Source organism: Bradyrhizobium jicamae, assembly GCF_001440395.1.
Classification (GTDB): Bacteria; Pseudomonadota; Alphaproteobacteria; order Rhizobiales; family Xanthobacteraceae; genus Bradyrhizobium; species Bradyrhizobium jicamae.
The window spans coordinates 1-22,577 of the sequence record NZ_LLXZ01000010.1 but is presented as its reverse complement, the minus strand read 5'-3'; the positions used below and the strand labels follow the sequence as shown (position 1 = coordinate 22,577).

Here is a 22,577-nt window from a genome sequence, read left to right as displayed (position 1 = left end):
CTAAATCAGTGGTGCGCCGAAGCGCGATCATGTGGCTGCGCTTGTTCGGTCTGGTTAAGGGATTGGGCAATGAGAAAGCTCTTGAGTCCATAGCCCGCCATGAAGGCAAGCGCCGACTCGAAGAAATCAAGCCGTCCAAGCGCCGGAAACTCGTCGAGCATAAACAGCAACCGGTGCCGGCGGCTCCTGGCCTGGAGGTCCTCGGTCAGACGGCGGCCGATCTGGTTCAGGATCAATCGCACCAAGGGCTTTGTGCGGCTGATATCCGACGGAGGTATCACTAGATAGAGTGTGGTCGGCCGATGACCTTCGATGATATCCCGGATGCGCCAATCGCAGCGGCGCGTCACCTGGGCAACGACGGGGTCGCGATAGAGCCCGAGGAACGACATCGCGGTCGAGAGCACGCCGGATCGTTCATTCTCGCTCTTGTTCAATAGCTCCCTCGCCGCGGACGCGATCACCGGATGTGTCCCGGCTTCGCCGAGATGCCGCGTGGTCATCATCGCGCGAAGCGTGCTTTCGATCGGCCGTTTCGGATCGGAGAGAAAACTTGCGACGCCGGCGAGCGTCTTGTCATGCTCTGAATAGAGAACGTGAAGAATGGCTCCGACCAACAGCGCGTGGCTGGTCTTCTCTCAGTGATTCCGCTGCTCCAGCGACCCTTCGGGATCGACGAGTACGTCTGCGACATTTTGCACATCGCGGACTTCCCTCTCCCCTCGCCTTACTTCGAGGAGAGGGTTGTAAGCCGCACTGCGTGAATTGGTTGGATCAAACAGCAGCACCCGGCCGTGCTGCGCCCGAAAACCTGACGTCAAGGTCCAGTTCTCACCCTTGATGTCATGGACAATACAACTCCCCGGCCAAGTCAGGAGGGTCGGGACAACAAGTCCGACGCCCTTGCCGGATCTGGTCGGCGCGAAACACAGCACATGCTCCGGCCCATCGTGCCGCAGGTAGTGTCCCTCGAATCGGCCGAGCATCACACCATCTGCGCCGGCGAGCCCGGCAGCAAGGACTTCAAGCTGGCCCGCCCAACGGGCCGCACCATAGGTCGCCGCCGTCTCCGCTTCCCGGGCCCGCCACACCGACATCGCGAATGCGACCACAATAGCAATGAATCCGCCCGACGCCGCGACACATGCTCCTTCGACGAACACTGCAGGCGCATAGGCGTCGAAAGCGTACCACCACCAGAAGAAGGCCGGAGGAAGATAGATGGGAATGCCCGGTGCGAGCTCGAACCAGGGTTGGCCGAGTTGGGGCTGATAGCCAAGCCGCCACGCCGTCGTTCACTGCGTCGCGGCCCACGTCGTGATCAGCACGACCGTAAGGACGACGGCAATTTGGCCCCAGAGTATTTTGGTGGCGGACATGGCACGGGAGATCAAATACCTCCCCGCCCCTACACAAGCTAACTCGCCGATCTTGAGTATTTTCGGACATCCGTGCGAGCAAATCGGCGCATTAGCTGCCAAATCCGCGACTTACTCAATGGGCTGACCACGGTATCGAGCCGTATTTGCGGCGCAAAACGCCACGACGACGATTTTAGGCACCATTCGGCGGATCCATCGTTAGCGTTTGATGGAGGACCGTCCTCACGAAACAAGCGACAGCGGCAAGCTGGACAAGCTTCGGCGTCACATCCGCATATTGGTCGATATCGGCCGGCTTTCGGTTGAGGATGTCGACTTGGACCGCTTTTTAGACCGGGCAGTCATCCAGATCGCCCGCGCAGTAGAGATACATCATGTGAAGGTTCTTCGATATCGTCCGGAGGCGTCCGATCTGCTCCTCGTCGCGGGCGTCGGATGGAAGGAAGGGGTCGCCCACACCGCTACCTTCTCGGTTGACCTACGATCACCGCCTGGGCGAGCATTTCAAACAGGCGAACCAGTCAGCATCAAAGACTTCAGCGAGCAGGAGGAATACATTCGCTCCGATTTCCTAAATCAGCACGGCATTGTCTCGTTGAGCAATGTGCCTGTGCTTATCGGCGGCGCGGCATGGGGTGTATTGGAGGTGGACAGTACTACGCCGAGAGACTTCACCGAGGATACCACCGACTTTTTGACCGCTACTGCCGCCTTGTTAGGAACCGTGCTGCACCACAAGGCGCGGCCGGATGAACAAGCACGCTTAATGGCTGCCGTTGCCGAATCTCAAAAGCGAGAGATTTTGCTTCGCGAAATGCAACATCGCGTCAAGAACAACTTCCAGCTCGTCCTATCCTCAATTTCCATTCAAAAGCATCGGTATGGCGGCGCGGAGGTCCATCGGGCTTTGAACCACGTAGCGAGCCGGATCAATGCGATCTCGCTTGCACATGATCAGCTTGCCCCTCGGCCAGAGGGCCAGATCGTTCGGCTCTCCCACTACGTTCGCGCTCTCTGCAGTGCGATACGCCAGCAGGTTGAGCAAGTGGAGTTCGATGTCGAGTGCGACGAGCTCGAATTGAACATTGACCGGGCGTTACCTGTTGGTCTCATCTTGAATGAGACTGCGATGAACAGCATAAAGCATGCGTTCGGCACAGAAGGCGGCAGGATCAAAGTGAGCTTGGTGGGAGGCATCGGCTATGGGGAGGCCCGTTTGACAATGTCCGACAACGGAAGAGGCATGCATAGCCCAAACAAAAGTGGGTCAGGGCTCAAATTGATTGTCTCGCTTGCGAGACAGATCGGCGGAACCGTCAACCACGAGAGTAATCATGGAGGCACCACAACAACGCTCACGTTTCCATTGATAAGCTGAGCTGTGATCGGCGGAACTATCTCGCTTCCCCATCTAAGAGATGCCCATTCGCTAGATGGCTGGATGAGGTCTTGAGAAATCTTGAGCTTCCGTCCGAAGCAATGGGAGAAGTGGCGGGTAGCAAACTCCCGCTGTCTCGCGCGGCGCGCCACGCGCCGTGTAGATTTGTGCCATCGCTGTGAAGCTTCGTATTTCGGAACGCAACGTAATGTCCGCTTGCTCAAAAGGCGGGGCCCGCCCGCATCTAACCTAGATGAAAAAATCCGCTGCCGTGGCGTTTGGGCGGTCTAGAAGAAAGCGGGTTTGGCCAATACAACCCCCTTGCGAGCGCCGTCGCTACGGCCTCGTTCCTAATTTCCGAGAGCATTTCGTACCGCTACCTACCAATCCAACGTCGCCGACATCGATTCCAACTAACCTCCAAATGGTAGTCCCATTGCCCCAACCGGGGCCGCAACCGTACGGCGCAGTTCGGCACCCCATGAGGGTACAAACGCAATGGCAGAAGCGCTGGCCGCGGTCCTCCCGCGCGACAGGGTGCGCCATCGCTTGAGAGCTGAGCACAGGATCTCTGCAGCTGCGGACTAGGCGACAGGCGCTATTGCTCAACGTGAGAGACAGTTCTTTCCTGCAGTGCTTCCGACAGTCAACAGTCGACGATCGCAGACAGCTACCATCTACACGTCTATACTTTACACCATTCGCATTCCTTGTCTGTAAGCGCGGCCGCGGAGAAGGCTCAATGGTTGCAGCTGGGCTGGTGGCCTTTGTACTCGGAATACTCTTAGCAAAATTCAATGTGTTTTCAGTTGCAATCGCAACCATGACCTCTGCTGTTGCAGTATTCATCATTGCCGCTCTTAGCGGATGGACAGTCTTAGATTCCATTCTTGTCAGCATTCTTGCGATACTTGCGTTACAAGCTGGATATGTCGGGGGCCATCTATTTCGCACATTGCAAAAATAGCTGGCATTGCCGGCGAGTTTTTTCAGTAGGCGTTCTGATAGCTCTTCTTCGAGAACACCGTTTTGATGACGATTTTCACGTCGAACGCGAAGGACCAGTTGTCGATGTAGTAAAGGTCGTACGCAATACGCATCTGCATCTTGTCCAAGGTATCCGTTTCACCGCGCAATCCGTTTACCTGCGCCCAGCCTGTAATGCCCGGCTTGACGTTATGTCTTCTCGATAGCCGCGCAATCTGGCCGTCATACATTTGATTATGTAGGACCGCATGCGGCCGTGGCCCTACTAACGACATCTCCCCTCGGATTACGTTAAGCAGCTGCGGTAGCTCATCCATGTTGGTTTGACGCAACATCCGTCCGATACGCGTGACCCGTGGATCATCCCGGCTCGCCTGGCGAAACTGATGTTCATCCCTCCGCTGCATCATGGTGCGGAATTTCAAAACCCTTATGGGCGCGTTATTGTATCCATGTCGGATCTGACGAAAGAGCACGGGGCCCGAAGAGTCGAGTTTGATTAACGCAGCCACCAACAGCATAAGGGGCATGAGCAGCAACCCCGCCGTGATAGCTACAACAAGATCAAAACTTCGCTTGAGGAGACGATCGGCCACCCACCGCGGACCTGCAATCATCTCGATGACGGGCGCACGACCAAAGGAGCCAATTCGACCGCAATGCAGAAACTCCACCATTCCGTTCGGCAACAATTGAACCTTTACCGGCGCCTGCGACAGCTTTTCCACCGCTGCGGCAATCGCGCTCATCTCATCCCCATCAAATAGAAGCAGAACAGAGGTGGATCGGAATTTGCGGCATTCTCGAACAATCTCACTCAGCTGCGCGTCGGCATCGTCCGCTTTCAGGTAGTATATTTTCCGTATCTCTTCCAATCTGGAAGACCATCGTTCGAGCACTTCCAGGGGCTGGCTAACTCCTGGAAAGACTACGATCAATAGGCCGGGAGCGGTCCAGTAATGACGCTTTCGCGCCGCTTCCACCGCACGCCAACCTATGATCCTGACGCAGATTGCCACTGGCAGTCCCAATGCTAGCTGCGCAACGAACGTACCCCTCGAATAGATGGTCACCTTGCCCGATAGAAACATAAGGGCGAGAAGAAAAACAAATGCCAAGCACAATGCGAGTACGCTCCGATGAACTGCTCCGTTATTCCATTCGGTGCCCAGAAAGTCATACTGCTTGTCTGCGAGGCAAATTATGCCGTAGATCAATGCGAGACCGATAGATATCCACCCATAAGGCAGGTTATCGGGCAGACCTTCCCACACGACTTGATGGTAGGCGACAAACGCAAAGTATGCTGAGAGTGCGATAGCCAACATTTCGGTGAAGGCGACGGCTGCGACAAGACTATTGCGGACATCGCGGTGCGCAAGAAATGCACGCTCTTCGGCCGAGGCTGCTGACCAGGTCGATTCTACCATCCCGCACTCTCCATCCGCACTTACAAGCGTCCCAGCAACTTCATCGCCTCGCTGTTTTCGTCCCCTCGGGCTCCCGACCACCAATGCGCAATAATGCTCGCCAGAAATGTCGGATTTCCAACGAGGTAGCGCGCTGCTAGCCGCCGCGGCTCCAGACACAAGCGGTAGACCCACTCCAGGCGGGCCGCACGCACCCAGTGAGGTGCGCGCGAAACGTTACCGGCCAGAAAATCGAACAGCGCGCCGACGCCAAAGCCGAGCGTGCAGCCGGTCTGATCGAAGTTCTTCGCGAGCCAGAGCTCCTGGGCGGGGTTTCCAAGGCCAACCAAAATCAGGCTCGGCCTGCAACTCCGGATTCTTGCAAGAAGCCCCGGCGACTGGAGATCGCCATATCCATGCTCAACCCCCACGACGTCGTGCTGAGGATACTTCTTCTTCAGAGCAGCTCCAGCCTGTGCGGCTATCCCTGGCTTCGCGCCCAACAAGAAGATCCTCAGACCTTGGACAGAGCGACCGAGAAAATAGGGGATGAAATCCGTGCCATTCAAATTGTCCGGGAATCTTGCGCCATATAAAACTCTGCTTGCGATGTCCGTCCCGATGCCGTCGTTCAGTACCATGAAACGGCGCAATGCCTCGCGAACGCTTGGCTCGGCATGTGCAATGTTCAGAAGATTTGCATTGCCAAACGCAACAATACCTTTTGAACCGTTATCGATCGCGCGTTCGAGATACACAAAAGCGCCCCGCCGATTGATCGTCTGTATGGGCACATCCAGAATCGCGCGTGTCGGTTGTCCGAGCACCGATCTGTAGAGTGCCAAATAGCGAGCCGTAACAGCATTCCAATCATATGCCTTTGCCGCTTCGAGGCAGGCATTGCGCACCTCTTCGTATCGCTCGCTCACCTGCATCCACTGCTGAACGAAGGCGCCCGCCGCCACCTTCGGCTGATCAAAATCCACCAGGCGACCGATGCCAGTAGAGCTTACCAGGGACTCAAACGCTCCAATGCCGGAAAGAATCGGATAGAGGCCGGCCGAAAGGCCCTCAACTGCGGCGAGGCCGAAGCCCTCGTACTCGGACGCACTGACGAAAATGCTCGATTGCCGAATCAGCTCTCGTATCTGCTCGTCCGAAGGTGACTCTATGACGGAAATGGCTTCCAGTTGACCGGAGCGGCTAATCAGATCACGGATATCGGCTGCGGTGTGATCCCACGGTCGTCCCGCAATTGTCAGCGACCACTCTGGATCGAGTTGTCGAACTTCCCTTACCCACGCGACCAGCCGATCCAACCTTTTGTTGCAAGACAGTCTTCCAATGCAAACCATGTGTTTGATGGGATACCTGCTGCCCGCCGCCACGAACTTGGAAACGTTAACGCCGTTCTCAATCAAGTTCAGGCCTGCGCTTCGAATGTGGCTGAAGCGCTGCAGATCCGCTTTGCTCACGGCAGCGACGCCTGCATAGCCCTTCATTGACATCAACGTCGTCGTCCGAAACCAGATTGACTTAAGCAGGGAGGAGCGGCTGGTATGAAAAAAGCCGCCATGAGTCGACACGACGAGGCGGCGGCGGTGAATGACTTTCGTCAGGGCAAGGAAATCAAAAAAGAAGTCGATCCCGTGAACGTGGACGATATCGGCCGTCCGGATAAAGCCCAGCACCCGTGGTGCGATAGGATACCGGTGCGAACCGCGATACGGGATTCTTACAACTTCCACTCCATCCACAATCTCATACGACGGTAGCTTCGCCTCGCCCGAGCCAGCGCTGGGCCGAAACAGGCGATCCAGCGTTACGACCCTAACTGCAAAACCATCTTCTACTTGCCGTCTGGATAGCTCGCGGACGACATCCTCCAAACCGCCAACCGAAGGGAAGAACTGCCGAACCACATGAACGATCAACATGGCTTTTCCAGTCAGGGAAGGATGCCGATCGCACTGTTCGGCACGTCATACCCTTCGCAACGCAGCGATGACTGTACGGTTCGGAAACTTCCCGCAAATCCTCCACTATTTGCAGATTCATTAACCTATGTTTTGACTTGTGCCCTTGGACACACCACGGTGTCGCCGCGGGCTTGCTACCCGGCTAGCTCGCATGGGTTGATCGGCCGGCAGCGGCTGCTCGCTGCGGGAGGAGTGTCGGGACTCAATCAGTCGATGCGAGCCGAGATTGGCGCCCATCATCAGCGGGTCGCGGGCAGCTCTGCCCTGCCGGTCCGCAGCCTGACGCTGCTTTCGAGGTCTTCGGAGGGTCTGGCGCGCACCTCAACGACATCGCCTGGCTGGACTTGCTCCGAACCCTCGACTGCCGTCTGCTGGCTCTCGCCTGTGGATGCACGTCTCACCAGCTCGTATCTCGGCGTCACACCGGCGTTCCGCACGCGCTTGGCTATCGCGAGGGGAGCAGTCGTCTCAGCCTCCGCTATCAATTGCTTCGCCATTTCAATCCGAGCTCGTGTGTCTCGCATCTCGACGCTGACAGCGTCGCTTTCCGCGTCGATGCGCTCGCGCGACTTCGCTCTCAGTTCATCCCCTTGTTGGATGGCCTGCGCAATGCTTTGACGCGCGCGCATGATGATCGCATCGAGGTTCCGTTGTGTCCCTTCTATCTCCGCGAGCGTGCGTTCGACGAGCAGGATTCTGGGGTTGGACGCAAGTCCTCGCGCCGCGAGACCGCGCACCTCGTCCAGTTCTCTCTGAACCAACTCGGCCTGCCGCTTCTCCGCCTGAATCTGCTGTTGTACTGCCTGAATCTCGCCTTGATACAGCTTCTGAAGCTCCGCGAAGCCTGTCAGTTGCTTCTCCAGTTCTCGCTTCCGAGCCTGAAAGAGTCCACGCTCGCGTTCCTGGAGCCCCACCTTCGTGTCTGTTGGATCGAGCCCGTCTATCTCGGAAAACGAAATCTCGGCCGCACCAGCTCGCTCAGCCTCTATGCGCACATTGCGTACAGCGAGCATGGTCGATTTTTCCTTGAGAATTCGAAGGTCTGCCCGTTGCATGATTGCATCGCGCTCAAGCCGCAGGAGTCCGGGATCATTCATACGAAAAAAGCCGCCTGCGATGCTTACGGCTTGGAGCACCGTGAGGCCCGGTCGAAATGCATATGCCCCCGGCTTCTGAACGTCTCCCAGTATGAAGAACGGCCGGTACTCCTTGATTTGAGCGGACACATTTGGGGTTTCATTGAAACGGGATTGCTGCTTAAGGGCACCTTCCACAGCTTGTTCAAGTTGCGCAGTGGAAATCCCATTTACATTGATCTCTCCGATCAGCGGAAAGGAGATTCTTCCATCCGCCCCAACCTTGAAGTCGCCGCTCACATCTGGCCACTCATATACCTTAACGGTCACAGTGTCTTCTGGACCAAGCAAGTAGTCCGCACGCGCGGGTACCCCTAGCGTCGTGAACAGCAGGAGGAAAGCGATAAAAGTCCGCTTCGTGCTCATTGTCCCCTCCGCTTCTTCTCGGCTTTGGCGTTGAGCCAGGTGACCCGCCTCGAATCGGCCGAACCATTCGCGGGTCTTGCGAACTTTGTTTGGTCGAAGAACGCCGCCAAAGCTGCGTCGTAAGTTCGAAGCCGTCGAACATTGACTTTGTTGAGGATTGTTCCGAGCACCTTCTGCATGAACTCCTCTTGGCCGCTCATTACGGACTCAAGAACATCCCGCGACGTCCTCCCCCATTCTATAACTAGTAGAAATCCATCGAATGCGCCGGCGGCCTCGCGCACGTCGGCCATCGGTGTTGCTGGCGGCAGATCAACGATGATAAGGTCGAACAATGGGGTCGCCTCTGAAAGCACATGTGACAGGGCGGAAATCGAACTCAGTGGACTGGCGGATGCGGTCGGCATCTGTCCGAGCGGCAGGAACCGCAAGTTTGATTCCGATACAGCCCACAAGACATTCCCCAACGAACTGCTTTTTGCCAGCAAGTCGACCAGGCCTGTTTGCGCTTTCGGAGCCAGCAGCTGCGATAGTCTTCCGCTATTCGTCGCAGCGTCCACGAGAAGCACCCGGCTTCCCGTAGCTGCGGCCAGTTGCGCAAGATTGGCCGCTATCTCTGTCTTCCCTTCACGCGGCAGCATCGATGTAACACCGATGACTTTTGTATTCGGCTGATCGCGAATAGCTGCAAGGGATCGACGGATCGCGTGAGTGAGGAAGGACCGCGGATTGCGAATCGCATTGAAGGTGACATTCTGGTCGCTCAGTAGCGGGGCAATCCCGAAGCATTCGGCTCCGGTTGCGAGACTCGCTTGGTTGGGCGTTCGGATGGTGCGATCCAGTAAGTCTGCCGCAAACGCAGCGGTAATCCCAAATATTGATCCGACCAGGATTGCCGCGCACAGGACCACAATCGCACTTGGCCCATCTTTGCGGATAGGTGCGGTCGCCGCTGTTATGACGGTGGCATTCGGTCCCATCCCCGCCATGCGTGTTCGTAGCCACGAACTGGCGGATTGCGCGACCTTGGCATTCAAACTTGCCACGAAGTTTATGTACTCGACAGCGATCTGGTTGGCAATGTTCGACGCTTGATCGGGTGTACGGGCAGTGAAGCGAATCTCCAGTGTGTAGCTATCACCAACACGACCGACGTAGAGCCTTCGCTTAAACGAGTCGAGAGCGCGACGGCGTTGCTGCTCCTCGCTCCGGAGTGCATTCGACGATCCAAAAAGCCCACTCGCAGCCAAGAACTCGGGATCGTCGATCAGCTTAAGGGCGTCGATAACCCGGTTTGCAATTTCTTCAGATCGAAGGAGTTCTATTTGATTCTGAATCAATGGAACGTCGACTTCCGACCGAGCGAAAACCGCATCTTGACGGCCGAGCTGCAGGCTCTTGTTATCGATCAGCAACTTTGTGATCGCTGTGTAGGAGTCATTTCGATACAGCGAGAACAGAACTGCCAGGACGACAAAGAAGGCCGTCACTTGCAAGATTAAGCGCTTGTGCCTGACCAAGCTGCCGAAGCCAGGCGGGATCGCAAGGACGTGCCCGTCCTCAACATCCAGCATGGGGCGAGCCATCTGCAGATGTCGCTGGCGCGTTTCTTTTAGCATGTCTGCACTCTGCTACTGTTGTCAGATTCCTTCACTTGGTCCCCGCCCTCGCTCTATTCCCATCGGCGCAGCGAACATGGATTGGTGAATTTTGTAAGGACAGACATTACGGGTGCGTCCGTTCCGCCCCGCGGCTCGCTCGAAAGCGGATAGTCCCCCCACCAGGGACCGCCGGCCCAATACGCTCCGCCAACTCCCGCCTGCTTGAGTGTATCGAGCGCGCTATCAAGAACGGCGAACCAGCGCGGATCATCATTCGGGACACCGTATTCTGTTACGGTTCCTCGAAAGCCACGACGTTGAAGCCATTCGAGAAATGGCCGCAGACGATTGATCGCTATCTCGGGATGGATCCGGTCGTCATCGTAGCTCTTCTCATAAATCCCCTTGCCGCTTCCGTCGAAATACTGGTGCGCCACATAAACTAGCCGATCCGCACTATCCGTGATCGCCAGATGTTCATTGAACTCTCGCCAACTCCGCGCACTGCTCCAGCCGTCACCCGGCAGGTAGATCCAGCGCTGCTTGTCAATCTCGCGAATTGCGTCGACTGCAGCCTGCGCGATTCCTGCCCACGCTCCCTTGGTATCGTGCGGCTCGTTCATGAGAGTGTAGATCAGCTGTTCATCGTGGGCAGCAAAGCGAATAGCGACGCGTCTCCAAAAGTCGACGAACGCGGCAACAGGCACCGCGTTGCTGCCAATTAACTCGGGAATGCCGTCTTTCACGGCGTAACGCGCATAATTGTGCGGTCCTATGATGAGGACCATATTCTGACCGCGTGCCTTCTCGATCAGGGACTGAAGACGTTCAGTCTCTGCTGCGTCAAGATCCGAGAACAGCTTCGGTTGTAACCGCTCCCAGAGAAACGTGACCCGGGCTACTCTGAACCCCTTCGAGCGGTAGTACGCCAACAAACTTTCGTCCGGATATATGTAGTCCTTTGCATACTCTCCGCGCACGCCCGGCGACAGCGCAGGTCCCACAATATTGATGCCAAACTCTCTCCAGGGCTCACTCGGCAGACCAGTGTCGCAAACGACCGCCTTCTCCCCATCGACGGCGCCAGTCGATCCCGGCCAGAGCACCATTCCGACCGACAATGCGATGCCTCCAAGAAAATCGCGGCGCTGTACACAACGTGAAACCTTCATGCTGCCTCCCGCGTCAGGACCGATTAGGAAGGCTGCCGGCAAGTGCGCCCCTGGCCCGAGCAAGCATCAGACGCGCTCTTAGCGAATCGCGCGGAGCTACGCCGTAAGCAGCAATACCTGCTAGCAGTAAGCCACACGCACGAACTCGACGAAGTGCATCAGCCAATCTGTTCGCCCTATAGCGGGACTCCACGCGTGCGACGGCATATGCTCTCAAGAAATCTCTCTCGAGCAACCATTCGTCGTTCATTCTGGACTTGGGAACTGAGTTGAATACAATAGCTTCATTCGCCCAAACAGCAACGGAGCCCAACATCTTCAGCTGATAGGCGAAATCGATTCCGTCTGCTTCAGGCAGGTGAAACGGGATGATCTCGGGCAAACACGATCGAATAGTCGTCGACCGGATCAGTGAATTATCGAGGGCGGGCAGACACGTTATCGGGCCGAAACGCATTCCGCATCTGTCAAAATATCCACTCGCCAGCATCCAATCGGACGGTGGCTCGTCAAACATTGACTTAACAGGTCCGGTAACAACGTCGGCGTCAAACTCTTCCTGGACCTCCTTAAGCGAATGTAGCCACTTTCTTGGAGGCCTCTCCCCGCAGTTGATGAGTGCTATGAATTGCGCCTCGGGCTGAAGATCCAAGGCGATCGCACACGCCGAGTTGCAGTTCAGCTCGGACGAACCTCGACAGACGATTATTTTTCGAGTTTGACTCGCTAGATCTAGAGCCCATTGACCATCCAGCGCCATAACATTGGGCACAATCCCGACGACCAGGCCGCGATAGTCCTGATCGACAATGCCCTCCACAGTTTGATGAAACAGCCGGACGTCGGCGCAAGGGCCCAGCACACAGACAGCTATGGTTGCACACCCATTGATTGCGGCGTGACTGAGTGGGACCGGCCCACTCTCCGGCTCCGGCCGGTCGCCCGTCCGCGCCGCCCTATTTGATGTTGTTTGCATGCGCGCCCTTCGAGACCGAGAAACTTTTCGTGGGCATCTACGTTCACGAGGTCGGAACGTTCCACAAGCCGCTCCCCGGTGTTCGGGGTGATTAGCATTTGTTATTCGGCAGGCCTTCGACCCACCTGATCACGGAGTTCGCAATGTCGCTTAGCGAACAGTTCTCCCGCCTGACCTATCACTCCCTCGGAGACGCGATCCGCAGCGTTTTTCGGTTCGGCGTTCGAGCACTGAGCAGCACAGGTTCAGCCCTCGGCAGTTATGCAGTTCTGCCTCTCGACCATCGAGCTGTGGTGTCACCGACCAGCGGCGAGTTCGTCTACGGCCAGGTGCGCAGACGAATAGCCGAGCAGGATGCTGTTTATGACACGCTGCTCCGCGCAATGAGCCCTCATACGTCGCTAGCGAAGACGATCATTCAGCAAGAGGCGCAGAACGAAACGACGCCGTTCTGGGATAACGCCTATTTTCATGGAAACGACGCGAGCGCCGCATGGGCACTTACGGCGCTGATGCGACCGAGATTGATCGTTGAGATCGGAAGTGGCAACTCCACGAAATTCTTCCGTCACGCGATCGAGTATCATGGGCTTTCGACCCGCCTGGCATGTGTGGATCCTGCCCCACGAGCCGAAATAGATGCAATTGCCGACGAGATACATTACGAGACCGTCCAGCGTACCAGCACGAACGTCTTCACATCGTTAGAACCTGGCGACATCCTCTTCTTCGATGGAAGCCATCTCGTGGTGCAGGGCTGTGATACCCAATACGTCTTTCTGGAGATCTTGCCGCTGCTTCCAAAAGGCGTTCTTGTGCATGTTCACGACGTCAACCTGCCGTACGAGTACCGAAGCTTCTACAATTCCCGATTATACGGCGAACAGTACCTGCTGGCGGCTCTGCTGCTTTTTTCACCTGATTGGAAGCCCGTTCTGCCGGTGTACTGGTTGGAAAAGACAGGCCGACTTACAGCCACAGAACAGCCGGCGGCTTCGTTCTGGATAACCAACGATCTTGATTTCCTAATCGATCGTATCACGACCGCAACTGCTGCCACTCACTAGGGAAAGAGCCAAGCGGTGCGAGACGAAGAGCTCAAAAGCTTCCGCACCGCTGCATCAGCCGGTATGGCCTTCACTGCCCTTGGGCAGGGACTCAAGCTGCTCGTGCACATGGCCGCTATCGTTCTCCTGTCTCGACTTCTTGGTCCAAGCAATTTTGGTGTATTTGCCATGATCTCGCCAGTACTCGCGCTCGCCGCGATACTGCGCGACGGCGGCATTAACGGCGCAATGCTTCAGCGCAGTTCGATAACCCATCAAGAACTAAGCACGCTATTCTGGCTGCACGCGAGCTGGGGTTGCGCAGTTGCTGCAATCCTGGGGTTATCAGCCCCTTTGATTGCGCATTTTTACGACGAGCCACGCCTGATCCCTCTGATTATCGCCTCTACCGCCATCGTCGTGACGGGATCCCTCTCGCTGCAGCACATGGCGTTGCTGAACCGAGAGCTGCGCTTTCGCGCCCTGGCATTCATAGACGCGGGTTCGCTGGCACTTGGCTTTGCTGTAGGCACGGTGATAGCGCTGCTGACTCGCTCTTACTGGGCGTTGTTGGGTGCAAGCTACACCACCACAGTGACGATTGTTATCGCGAGCTGGATCCTCTGCCGTTGGCGCCCCGGTTGGCCGAATAGAAGCAGCAAAATCGCGGATATCCTTCGCGTCGGAGGCAACATCACCCTGTCCGGCCTGTTCGACTTTCTAATCCGGAGTGTGGACAACGTTCTGATCGGCCGCGCTCGCGGACCGTTTGAACTCGGATTGTACGATCGATCCTACCGCATAGTATTGTTTCCTCTCATTTTCGTAACCGCACCCATGGACCGCCTCGTTCTTCCCTCGTTGGTGCGAATGCGCTTAGATCACGACCGTTATCGGAAGATCTACCGACTGGCTCTCCAGGCTCCCCTGCTAGCCATCCTGCCGGCGATGGTCACAATCATGGCCATCCCTGAACCTATTTGTCTGCTGCTGCTTGGAAGCGAATGGATCGAAGCCGCCCCGCTTCTTGCCTGGCTGTCTCTGGCAGGCGCACTGCAACTGGTAACAAGTTCTATTAGTTCGCTTCTGATCAGTCAGGAGCGCGCGCGGGAGTTGACTGTTCTCAATGCACTCAGCTTTGTGCTCGCGTGCGTTGCCTACGCCATCGGCTTGCCATTCGGTGCATGGGGAGTCGCCGCGTGCTATGCAGTTAGCGAGGTCGTCCGGTCGCCTCTGGCAATCTATTGGGCTACCCGAACAGGTTCAGTGCGAGCGAGAGACGTAGGCGAAGTCGTTCTGCCGTTCTGCGTTGCCGCGATATGTACCATAGCGGCGATTTCACTCATTGGACAACGCTTGCCCAGCGCCCCTTGGCTGCTCATCGCATTATCCGTATCCACAGCCTATGCGATTACTCTCGCCATACTCGTCTGCACTCATCTTGGACGTGAATGCCTCCATGAAGCACTCAATGTGACCCGCCTCCTTGGACTATCCCTATGGTCACCTGATGGAAGCGGCTGGTTGCGGCGACGCCAGGTAAGCAGATGATGGCTTTCGGTGTTGACCCGCTGCGGTCATTAACAGGAGTAGAAATGCATGCACGAAGCCGAACCGATAGAAAAATCCGTTGGTGGGCGCCTGGAGGAAATAGAGGATGTAGACCCCGAGAACTAGGCTCCGGTGCTCCATCCGGTCGATACGTTGCCATGGCCTCAAAGCCATCGCTGCATAGGCACAAACGAAGATTGCATAGAACAGACCTACGCGGAACGCTTCTCCCATAACGCCGACATCATTGATGAAGAAATTGCGCCCATAAAGCCGCGCCAAGCCGCCGTCGTAAAGAAGTGACACTGCTCCCAGTCCGAGGAAATAGTTCTCCGAGAGTGAGTTAGCGATGATGGCGAGCGTATTGATGCGCGGATTATCTGACAGATTCGAGCCGAAGAATTCTGAGATATTCGGCAGCAGCGTGTCCAGAATCTGCGAGAACACGACTGGGCCGCGGATTGACAACGTCCCCAGGAACGCAACAATTGTTATCAATCCAACAACCATGGCCCAAAGCGGTCGTAGTAGAAAAATGAGTACGAGGACAGTGATGGCGGCGGCCAACGTGAGTTGGCGCGACTGAGCGACCTGGACAAGCCCGACAAGTCCGACGATCGCCGCCACGAGATATGTAGTGCGTCGTGGTGAGACCAGCGAACCGGCCACCCCGATAATGAACGATATGGCGAAGCAGTCGCCAGCCGAGGACATGCGTAACCTTCGCGTATCGAGATCTGGCAAAGCCCGACCGCTCAACAGCTCCGGTACAGCGAGCTGGAGCCCAATGGCGGTGACCAAATAGATGCTGGCACACAATGTAAGTGAAAGCAGCAGGTCACTCACCGTCAACCCAAATTTGCGCCGCACTGGATCAAGCACAAACCAATAAAGAAACGTTAGGATGCGTCGCTCTTCGCTTAGGCCGTAAATTGGCGGCTGATCGAACGCAAGCCAGGCAAATCCGCTGCCGAGAAGCAGCCACGTGAAAGGGAAAAGAAAGAAGAAAAGATCGAGAGGCCGCAACTTGCCGGAAGCCAGTTCGGTGGAGATCGTGAGCATGGCAATAGCAATCAGCATTGCCAACGTCGCTTCGAGCAAGAGATAGGCCGCAAGCGGATGCGTTTCGAAGGCGTTGCCGATCGAGTGGAAGAACTGAAACGCAGAACAGAACAACAGAGTCGTTATTGCAGTACCGGTTGCCCGGCTCTTGCTCACCGCGTGAGAGAATGCGATTGTTGTTTGCAATTGCTAGATCTCGCCTTACGATCACTGAGAACCTGCGACAGTCTAGCCGGTTCCAAATCGGCCGGGCGAATGTTCGCCGGACAAGATGCTCTCCCCGCGCCACATTGATTTATCCGAACGAAAGAAGTGTTTTGCGTGTGACGCATCAGGAAGCACACGAAATGCCGATCGGAACTCGCGTCAGGATGAGCGAGCTTGGGTCTGTTCGTTGCCCTCGACTCGCTGGAAAGATTGGCACCGTTGTAGGTAGAGGCATCTATAGAAGCAGCATCACGGTGCGGTTCGATGGAAATAGGACGACCAACTCCTTGCATCGCGACTATATTGTACCGGCACAACCTTCCAATTGAGCTTGTGGCAATCGCAAGCCGCGACGATTGGCGGACGGCGGGTCTCTAGGCCCGCACTTTTTCACTGCCGATTCCCCAACGCCCCTCGCCGTTGAGAAGTTCAGGTTGCGCTTCCGTGTTGACATAACGATCAACAGTTAGCCTTACATGCGTGCTGTGTATTAGGTTGACTCAGGCCCGACGGTTACGACCACCAAACCGTCGATTCCAATCAGGAAAGTCATTGTGGGTTGATCGCACTTTGGTGCCACTTCGATCGCGTTCTTGAACACTTCGATTTCTGTCTGCCTTGCCAGTCGGATATTGAACGTTGACTCCGAGGAGCAAATCGAAACTCCCTTGGATGTAAATTCCATCAGATTCATCCGCAGGCCAGCATCTCTACCGATCTGAAGGGCTTCTGTGCGATCACGCGCTTCAAAGGCAAGCGTCGGTCTTCCCTCGATCTCGAGAACAAAGATCGCACCAATGCCGTCCCGTCCCGACAAACGTTCTCGTGCCGACACCAGCTTCTCCTCTATCAGAATTGAGCCAGCGATTTTGCTTCGGGTATTGCGGCCGCCTGTTTCTCCGACCCTTCTGCACGTTATCGGTCGGATATCCTCAATTCAGCGCCCGATTGTCGCTTCGGCAGAGAACGCCGACCCAAACGCCCCGTTCCCGCAAGGAAAATGCTCAGCCCGACGCCAGTACACCGACAGCAGGTACAGACCCGACGCACGGGCTCTACCCAGAATCGCGCTTATTGGAACGCTCGCCTTTGATCAAAGTTTAATTGCTACTTTTTCCCGGCCAACGGGACACATCTTGCCGGGAGTGTCGGGTACCCGACTTATTGGGAATCCCGAGGACCAGTTGTTCGCCCCACGGCGAGCACATTTCAGCGTTCCGCGTTGGGCGCTCCATTTCTGCAAGGTTAGGGCATCGGTCCTATAGCCTTGCCAGCGGGGTGAGGCATGGAAATTGGAAGACCATACTCGCGGCTGTTGCTACGGCTGGAACGGTTAAACGCCCTGTCGCTTGACGATAAGCAACGCCTCATCGATCTTCCATTGAAGATCGCCAACTACTCCGCTGATGCAGAAGTTGTCTCGCATGGCGACTCATCATCACGATGCACGCTTGTGCTGGGTGGTTTTCTGTACAGCCACAAATCCATAGCGACTTCGCGTCGCCAAATCACCTCGTTCTTTGTACCTGGTGATGTAGCGGATCTTTCATCATTTTACCTGTCGAAGGTCGAGCACGGTATCAGCGCGCTCGGTCCTACGGTCGTGGCGTTCGTGCCGCACTCGTCACTCACGGAGGTGCTTGATAGGTCACCTGGGTTGGCGCGGGCATTCTGGCGCGAAACTTTGATGCAGGCGGCTATTTCTCAAGAATGGATTGTCAATTTGGGGCGCCGCGACGCGATCGCAAGAATCGCTCATATCCTTTGTGAATTAACTGCACGGCTTCAAATGGTCGGATTGGCGCGCGACCTCGCATTTTCCGTGCCGTGGACTCAAATGGACGTTGCTGACGCCAGCGGTATCTCCCAGGTTCACGCCAATCGGGTCATTCAGGAGCTTCGACAGCTCGGGCTGGTGGAGTGGGATTCCAAGCATGTGAGGATCAAGGACTGGGATTCTCTTGTGCGGCTTGCAAGCTTTGATAGCGACTACTTACAATCATCCGTGGAGGCAGATCTCTAGCTTGCCAAAGAAAAGCGCCGTTTCGGTGAATTTGAACGCGGTAGCCGCCGTACTTAATTTCATGAATCCACTGGTCGCCCCGCCGGCGCCTGGGATCCCTCAAAGTCGCAAGCATGGCTCAGCGCTTGTCGGCGACAATGAAGGGGTCTGGGCGTGCACGCCGCCTCTCCACGTCCGACGTCCCCGTTCGCGCCGCGACAGATGGGACCACGCGACCTCACGTGGACGCGTTGAATCTTCACCGTACCCCGTGCACGGGAACTGCAGGATCGTGGATTGGCGCGCGACTATCCACGAACCGATAACTGCTCAGCATGAGGACCGCGGCAAATAGCAGAGCGATTGAAGCTGTGGCGACCTTGTAAAGGCATTTTATACCCCTTCACATGGATGCAACTGCCGCAAGTATCAGACCAAAATACAGGGCCGCAATCCCCAAACCGACAAACCTGCTTCTTGGCGCCCGTCCATCATTCCACTCCTTCCACTACTTTCAAAAACTCGGAAGCGCTCCGAGGTCCAGTTGGGAATAAGTGGCAATTCGCCTAGTTGGTGCAAACACAGGCCGGAACAGCCTGCACTACGAGGAGGAGGACAGAATGAAGCTAACGACCTTTATCGCCGCTGCAGTTATGACGGCAGTTGCAGCACCTGCGTTCGCGCAAGCGTTCTACGTGGTGCAGGACGTCAAGACCAAGAAATGCACGATCACCGAAACGAAGCCGGCGTCATCGGAAGTGACCGTGGTCAGCGGCGACAGCGTTTACAAGACCAAGGCCGAAGCCGAGTCTGGCATGAAAGCCATCAAGGTTTGCACGTCGAACTGAGAAGGGATATGCGCCTATTCCTGCCGTAACTCTCGGGCGGCGGGATTTGCGCGCGCATTAAAAGAGTCGGGTTCTTGGTGTGACACACACATGTCCAGCCTCACGCCGTCCACCCGCAAAGCCCCTGCCGGTAGCTCTGGGGGGCGTTTTGCTGCGCTATGGTGCCGATCCGAAGGAAAGCCGTTTAACTTAAATGGCCCGGCGCTCAGAAGTGCCGTTTTTCCGAAGAGGAACATCGTCCAACCTGGAGACGGGAACAACTGGCAATACGGCAGCGTTCCTCAGAGTGGGTAAGTATGAAGGAGGCGCAAAATGCCAGTATTCATCATGTGGGCTGTTCCTGCCGTCATCGTGATAGGCGGTGTTAGTTATTACTTGATTCGCGCAGTTCACTAACCGATGTGGAAGCGGCCGAAGGCTACCACCTCTAAATGAGTGTCATTTGCCTTCGGCGCGTTGAGGACCTGTATCCTGCCTCGCGCGTAGCGAATCAGCCGACAAAGGGCAAGCTAACGTGGATCGACCGATTGCCGTTTTTTCCCGGTGTAGTGAACCAGCTCACAGCGTCTCGCTCGGGATCGTCGGAGAATACAGGTTGGGGAGGACCCGGCCCATGACGAAACTTGCGATGCGCGTCCCCCAGTGGCTCACTATCGACGTGATGATCCTTGTGGTTGGAGCGGTCATCTTGATCGTAGCCGCCCTGTGGTTATAGCAATCGGCGGATTTAGGAACAGAGTGTCACTAGGCCCGTTCTGCTTGGCGCCGGTTAGCTTTCCAGCCTGGCGCATTGGAATGGCGGCCCCAGCTTGTCCTTCCAGAAGCTGGGGCCGTTTGATCTGGCGGTAGCGAAAGGTCCGCCAGTTTGATGCGATCCCGCGGTTTTGCGTCTGGATTCGATCATGGAAAAAGCGGTCGCCTATGCATATCGCTCGGACTCGTCGGGTTTGGTCTTTGGGTCCTCATTGCCGGCCTGAGCTCTAGCGCGCCCGCATTTATGGATTTGCGTCGCTCTCATCCCAATAGCGATCGGGCTCATCAGCGCTTTCGGCCCCCTTAAAACGAGCTTTAGGAACCAATCCCTGCAGGCAGCTCTTGCAGGCTATGAGCACCTTTGAACTATGGGCACTATGCCTGTCGCTGCTACCAGCTGTGCTCGTGTGGGCGTGGCTCGCAGCGGGTGTCGTAGAGCAGTTGGTTCCTCTCTCAACGAACGCACGATACATTGTGATTATTGCGTGGGCCGGCGCGGCCGCGCTGATATTGTTTGTTTCCTTCAATCCAACAGCATTCCGATATCCTGGAAATCCACCTGTGCCTTGCGTGGGCGATGGTGTGGACTTTGATACCCGAGATGGACTTTGTTACAAGCATGTTCCGCTGCAATTTCAGCGACGATAGCCGTTCCGCGCGCTCAGTCACCCTTCCCGTCTGACTAGGCATATTTATTAGCCCCACGATTGACTCAACGCCGCGGGACGGTGGAATGGGGCTTTGTTGGGGAGTTGAGTAATGCGTATTGTGTTTGGGCTTTTTATCGCTCTTGTTCTCGTGACAAGCGCCAGTGCATCAACCCTGTTATCAAACCGACCCCGATGGAAATTTGTACACTTGCGGCGGCGGCCAGATATCCATTTCCAATGGCAACAGCTACTACGCCGACGAACCAATAGTCCTTTCGATTATGTCAGGGGTTATTGGCCATGACGCCATCGGGCCATCCTCCGACATTCATCCTGTCCCGCGCAGGTCGTTCAGCCGCCACGACAAAGCAGAAGCTTGCTACATCGGCTAAAAATTCGGACCGAATACGTCGTCGTTGAATTGGGCGCTCGCGTCGTCCTGTTCCATGCTGTTGATTATGTTCTGCTCCGGAATCGTGAAGCCACCGGACGAAAGAGTGTCGGCAGGCAACGCCCCGAATGCGGCACGATATTTGTCCATCGCAGCTACCGTACCGACGTAGGCACAGCCACATCCCGACGGGTCCGCATAAAGGTAGTAGGGACGCCCTCCCTTACTCCGTAGCAGGAATTGGTTTGCCGGGAGAGAGTTCAAACGTGCCATCATTTCGGGCGTAATGGCAGCGATGGGATTGAATCCCGAACTCAATAATAGCTGTCCAGTAGTTTGCTGAGCGTAGCTGGACGTGCCGAGCAAAGACAGCAAAAGTACAGAGATTGTCACGCGGTCTGTGACAACTCCCGTAAATTTGGGCATCGCTTCAGATCCTATTATAGCAAAGCTAACACTCACTTCAGCTTACTCTCTCGCGGTGCCAGCCAAGTGTCCGTCCGTCTTCTGCCATTGGGGGTCTCTATCTTGACGAGCCCCATTCGCGGACGGTTGCTTGCAGTCGGTCGCGCAGGTTCTTATTGCATCGTAATCGTCACGCCGCCGACGGCGGCCGAAACTTCAGCGCCGATCCGCGCACCGCTGAGCTGTAAGATAACGCCGTTGGCATTTTGCAACTGCGCGCCCCCCGCTCCACCGGCGACCGCTCCGCCCGCGCCGGCTACGACATAGCTGCCTGCGAGATCGCCGGCCCTCCGCAAGTTCAGTGCCCTGCCCACGAACTTGCTGGTGGAGGCGCCGATCGAAAGGCCTAGGCTCATACCTGAAACCGTGAAGGGATATCTCTTGCCCCTAAAGGTCAGTACACCCTGGCCGCCGCCGACGTCGACGATAAAGCCGCCCTTGGTAAATACGACACTCACCGTACCGGTGTCAGCGAAGGAGGCCGTTGCAAAACCCGTCAGCAGCAACAGCGCCATAGCAGCGGTCTGATTCATCCGGTGCATTTTCATTTAGCCCTCCCAATGTGTGGCCCTACCTCTCCATAAGGAGAGGATTGACCCATTGATCTTTATCAATGCTCGCGGATTTTCACATCCGCGCATAACAAGCCTGCATGATTTTATCGGCTGCGCGCTATGCAATATCGGCCGCCCGGCGGCATTCCTTATTGCTTGTGAGGCGGGCTAACTGACACTGATGTCCGGGTCGGGTCAAAAGCCGGACTTGGTCACGCTGAGCTACGTCCGGTCTACCCCACGAGTCGACCTGCAGGCGGCCAATGTGATCTTCGGCTAAGGGCCAATAGGAGACCGGCTGCTTCGTGCATGATATACCCTCGTTCGATGTTGGAACGAGGCTTATAGCTGGATGCGCGCCAAATCGCTTTCTTTCTCCCGTCGTGACGCGCTCGTCGGTATCGCCGCGAGCGTTGCGCAAATGGCTACCGGAACGCCGTTGGTCACGGCCAAACCAATAGATGCCAGTGGAAACGCGGCGGGCAATGCCGCACCAGTGTTCTCTGCGACGGGCCCGGATGCTGAACTTTACGGAGCTGCGCAGGGGTTTCCGGTACCGACTTATGTCGAGGCCGTCTTGCAAGGCAATCCTTACAAGCCGGAACACCGCGTCGGTGTGTTTAGCCATTTCGACGAAATTTACCCGACGCGCCGGATCAAAC

Annotated in this window: 15 protein-coding genes and 2 pseudogenes; 7 read left to right on the top strand and 10 right to left on the bottom strand. The window is 56.3% G+C overall.

The window, feature by feature from the left end; translation table 11 throughout:
* Window positions 1-5 precede the first annotated feature (5 nt).
* Window positions 6-1,379, bottom strand: a pseudogene (gene traG / locus CQ12_RS02015) (IncP-type conjugal transfer protein TraG).
* A gap of 211 nt (window positions 1,380-1,590) precedes the next feature.
* Between traG and CQ12_RS02010 the strand changes: the two are divergent.
* Together CQ12_RS02010 and CQ12_RS43260 are read left to right on the top strand one after the other, a co-directional pair.
* Window positions 1,591-2,760 carry a sensor histidine kinase gene (locus CQ12_RS02010; protein WP_057833696.1) on the top strand — a complete coding sequence of 390 codons (1,170 nt, stop codon included), beginning with the start codon at window positions 1,591-1,593 and terminating at the stop codon, window positions 2,758-2,760.
* A gap of 742 nt (window positions 2,761-3,502) precedes the next feature.
* The gene (locus CQ12_RS43260; protein WP_157087945.1) at window positions 3,503-3,727 is read left to right on the top strand and encodes a hypothetical protein; all 225 of its coding nucleotides are present in this window, start codon (window positions 3,503-3,505) and stop codon (window positions 3,725-3,727) included.
* Window positions 3,728-3,749: 22 nt separating this feature from the next.
* Here the strand turns inward: CQ12_RS43260 and CQ12_RS02005 are convergent, their stop codons facing one another.
* The 5 genes from CQ12_RS02005 to CQ12_RS01985 form a co-directional block, all read right to left on the bottom strand.
* On the bottom strand, window positions 3,750-5,177 hold the full coding sequence (locus tag CQ12_RS02005) for an exopolysaccharide biosynthesis polyprenyl glycosylphosphotransferase (protein WP_057833695.1): 1,428 nt from the start codon (window positions 5,175-5,177) through the stop codon (window positions 3,750-3,752).
* Window positions 5,178-5,197: 20 nt separating this feature from the next.
* On the bottom strand, window positions 5,198-7,093 hold the full coding sequence (locus CQ12_RS02000; protein WP_057833694.1) for a WecB/TagA/CpsF family glycosyltransferase: 1,896 nt from the start codon (window positions 7,091-7,093) through the stop codon (window positions 5,198-5,200).
* Window positions 7,094-7,374: 281 nt separating this feature from the next.
* Window positions 7,375-8,637 (bottom strand): polysaccharide biosynthesis/export family protein, encoded by a 1,263-nt coding sequence (locus CQ12_RS01995; RefSeq protein ID WP_057833693.1) that lies wholly within the window; start codon window positions 8,635-8,637, stop codon window positions 7,375-7,377.
* Window positions 8,634-10,256: a Wzz/FepE/Etk N-terminal domain-containing protein gene (locus tag CQ12_RS01990; protein ID WP_057833692.1), complete on the bottom strand. Its 1,623-nt coding sequence runs from the start codon at window positions 10,254-10,256 to the stop codon at window positions 8,634-8,636. The genes CQ12_RS01995 and CQ12_RS01990 overlap by 4 nt, the downstream gene beginning before the upstream one ends.
* A gap of 53 nt (window positions 10,257-10,309) precedes the next feature.
* The gene (locus CQ12_RS01985; protein WP_083519081.1) at window positions 10,310-11,410 is read right to left on the bottom strand and encodes a glycoside hydrolase family 5 protein; all 1,101 of its coding nucleotides are present in this window, start codon (window positions 11,408-11,410) and stop codon (window positions 10,310-10,312) included.
* Between the two features lie 1,119 nt (window positions 11,411-12,529).
* Between CQ12_RS01985 and CQ12_RS01975 the strand changes: the two genes are divergently transcribed.
* A complete protein-coding gene (locus CQ12_RS01975) occupies window positions 12,530-13,453 on the top strand; it encodes a class I SAM-dependent methyltransferase (protein WP_057833689.1) in 924 nt (307 codons plus the stop codon).
* A 15-nt stretch (window positions 13,454-13,468) separates the two neighbouring features.
* The gene (locus tag CQ12_RS01970) at window positions 13,469-14,983 is read left to right on the top strand and encodes a lipopolysaccharide biosynthesis protein (protein ID WP_157087944.1); all 1,515 of its coding nucleotides are present in this window, start codon (window positions 13,469-13,471) and stop codon (window positions 14,981-14,983) included.
* Here CQ12_RS01970 and CQ12_RS01965 read toward each other — a convergent pair.
* Together CQ12_RS01965 and CQ12_RS01960 are read right to left on the bottom strand one after the other, a co-directional pair.
* Window positions 14,936-16,231 carry a hypothetical protein gene (locus CQ12_RS01965; RefSeq protein ID WP_157087943.1) on the bottom strand — a complete coding sequence of 432 codons (1,296 nt, stop codon included), beginning with the start codon at window positions 16,229-16,231 and terminating at the stop codon, window positions 14,936-14,938. The two genes, CQ12_RS01970 and CQ12_RS01965, sit on opposite strands and share 48 nt — an antisense overlap.
* A 511-nt stretch (window positions 16,232-16,742) precedes the next feature.
* Window positions 16,743-17,087 carry a hypothetical protein gene (locus tag CQ12_RS01960; protein ID WP_157087942.1) on the bottom strand — a complete coding sequence of 115 codons (345 nt, stop codon included), beginning with the start codon at window positions 17,085-17,087 and terminating at the stop codon, window positions 16,743-16,745.
* Window positions 17,088-17,537: 450 nt separating this feature from the next.
* On the opposite strand from CQ12_RS01960, the gene CQ12_RS01955 reads away from it, so the two are divergent.
* On the top strand, window positions 17,538-18,275 hold the full coding sequence (locus CQ12_RS01955) for a Crp/Fnr family transcriptional regulator (protein WP_057833685.1): 738 nt from the start codon (window positions 17,538-17,540) through the stop codon (window positions 18,273-18,275).
* Between the two features lie 599 nt (window positions 18,276-18,874).
* A complete protein-coding gene (locus tag CQ12_RS01950) occupies window positions 18,875-19,102 on the top strand; it encodes a hypothetical protein (RefSeq protein WP_057833684.1) in 228 nt (75 codons plus the stop codon).
* 1,791 nt (window positions 19,103-20,893) lie between these two features.
* Here the strand turns inward: CQ12_RS01950 and CQ12_RS01945 are convergent.
* Entirely contained in the window at window positions 20,894-21,322 is a 429-nt protein-coding gene (locus CQ12_RS01945; protein WP_057833683.1) for a hypothetical protein, read from the bottom strand.
* Window positions 21,323-21,474: 152 nt separating this feature from the next.
* Entirely contained in the window at window positions 21,475-21,903 is a 429-nt protein-coding gene (locus CQ12_RS01940; RefSeq protein WP_430642175.1) for a hypothetical protein, read from the bottom strand.
* A 364-nt stretch (window positions 21,904-22,267) separates the two neighbouring features.
* On the opposite strand from CQ12_RS01940, the pseudogene CQ12_RS01935 reads away from it, so the two are divergent.
* A pseudogene (locus CQ12_RS01935) lies at window positions 22,268-22,577 on the top strand (hypothetical protein); the annotation flags it as partial.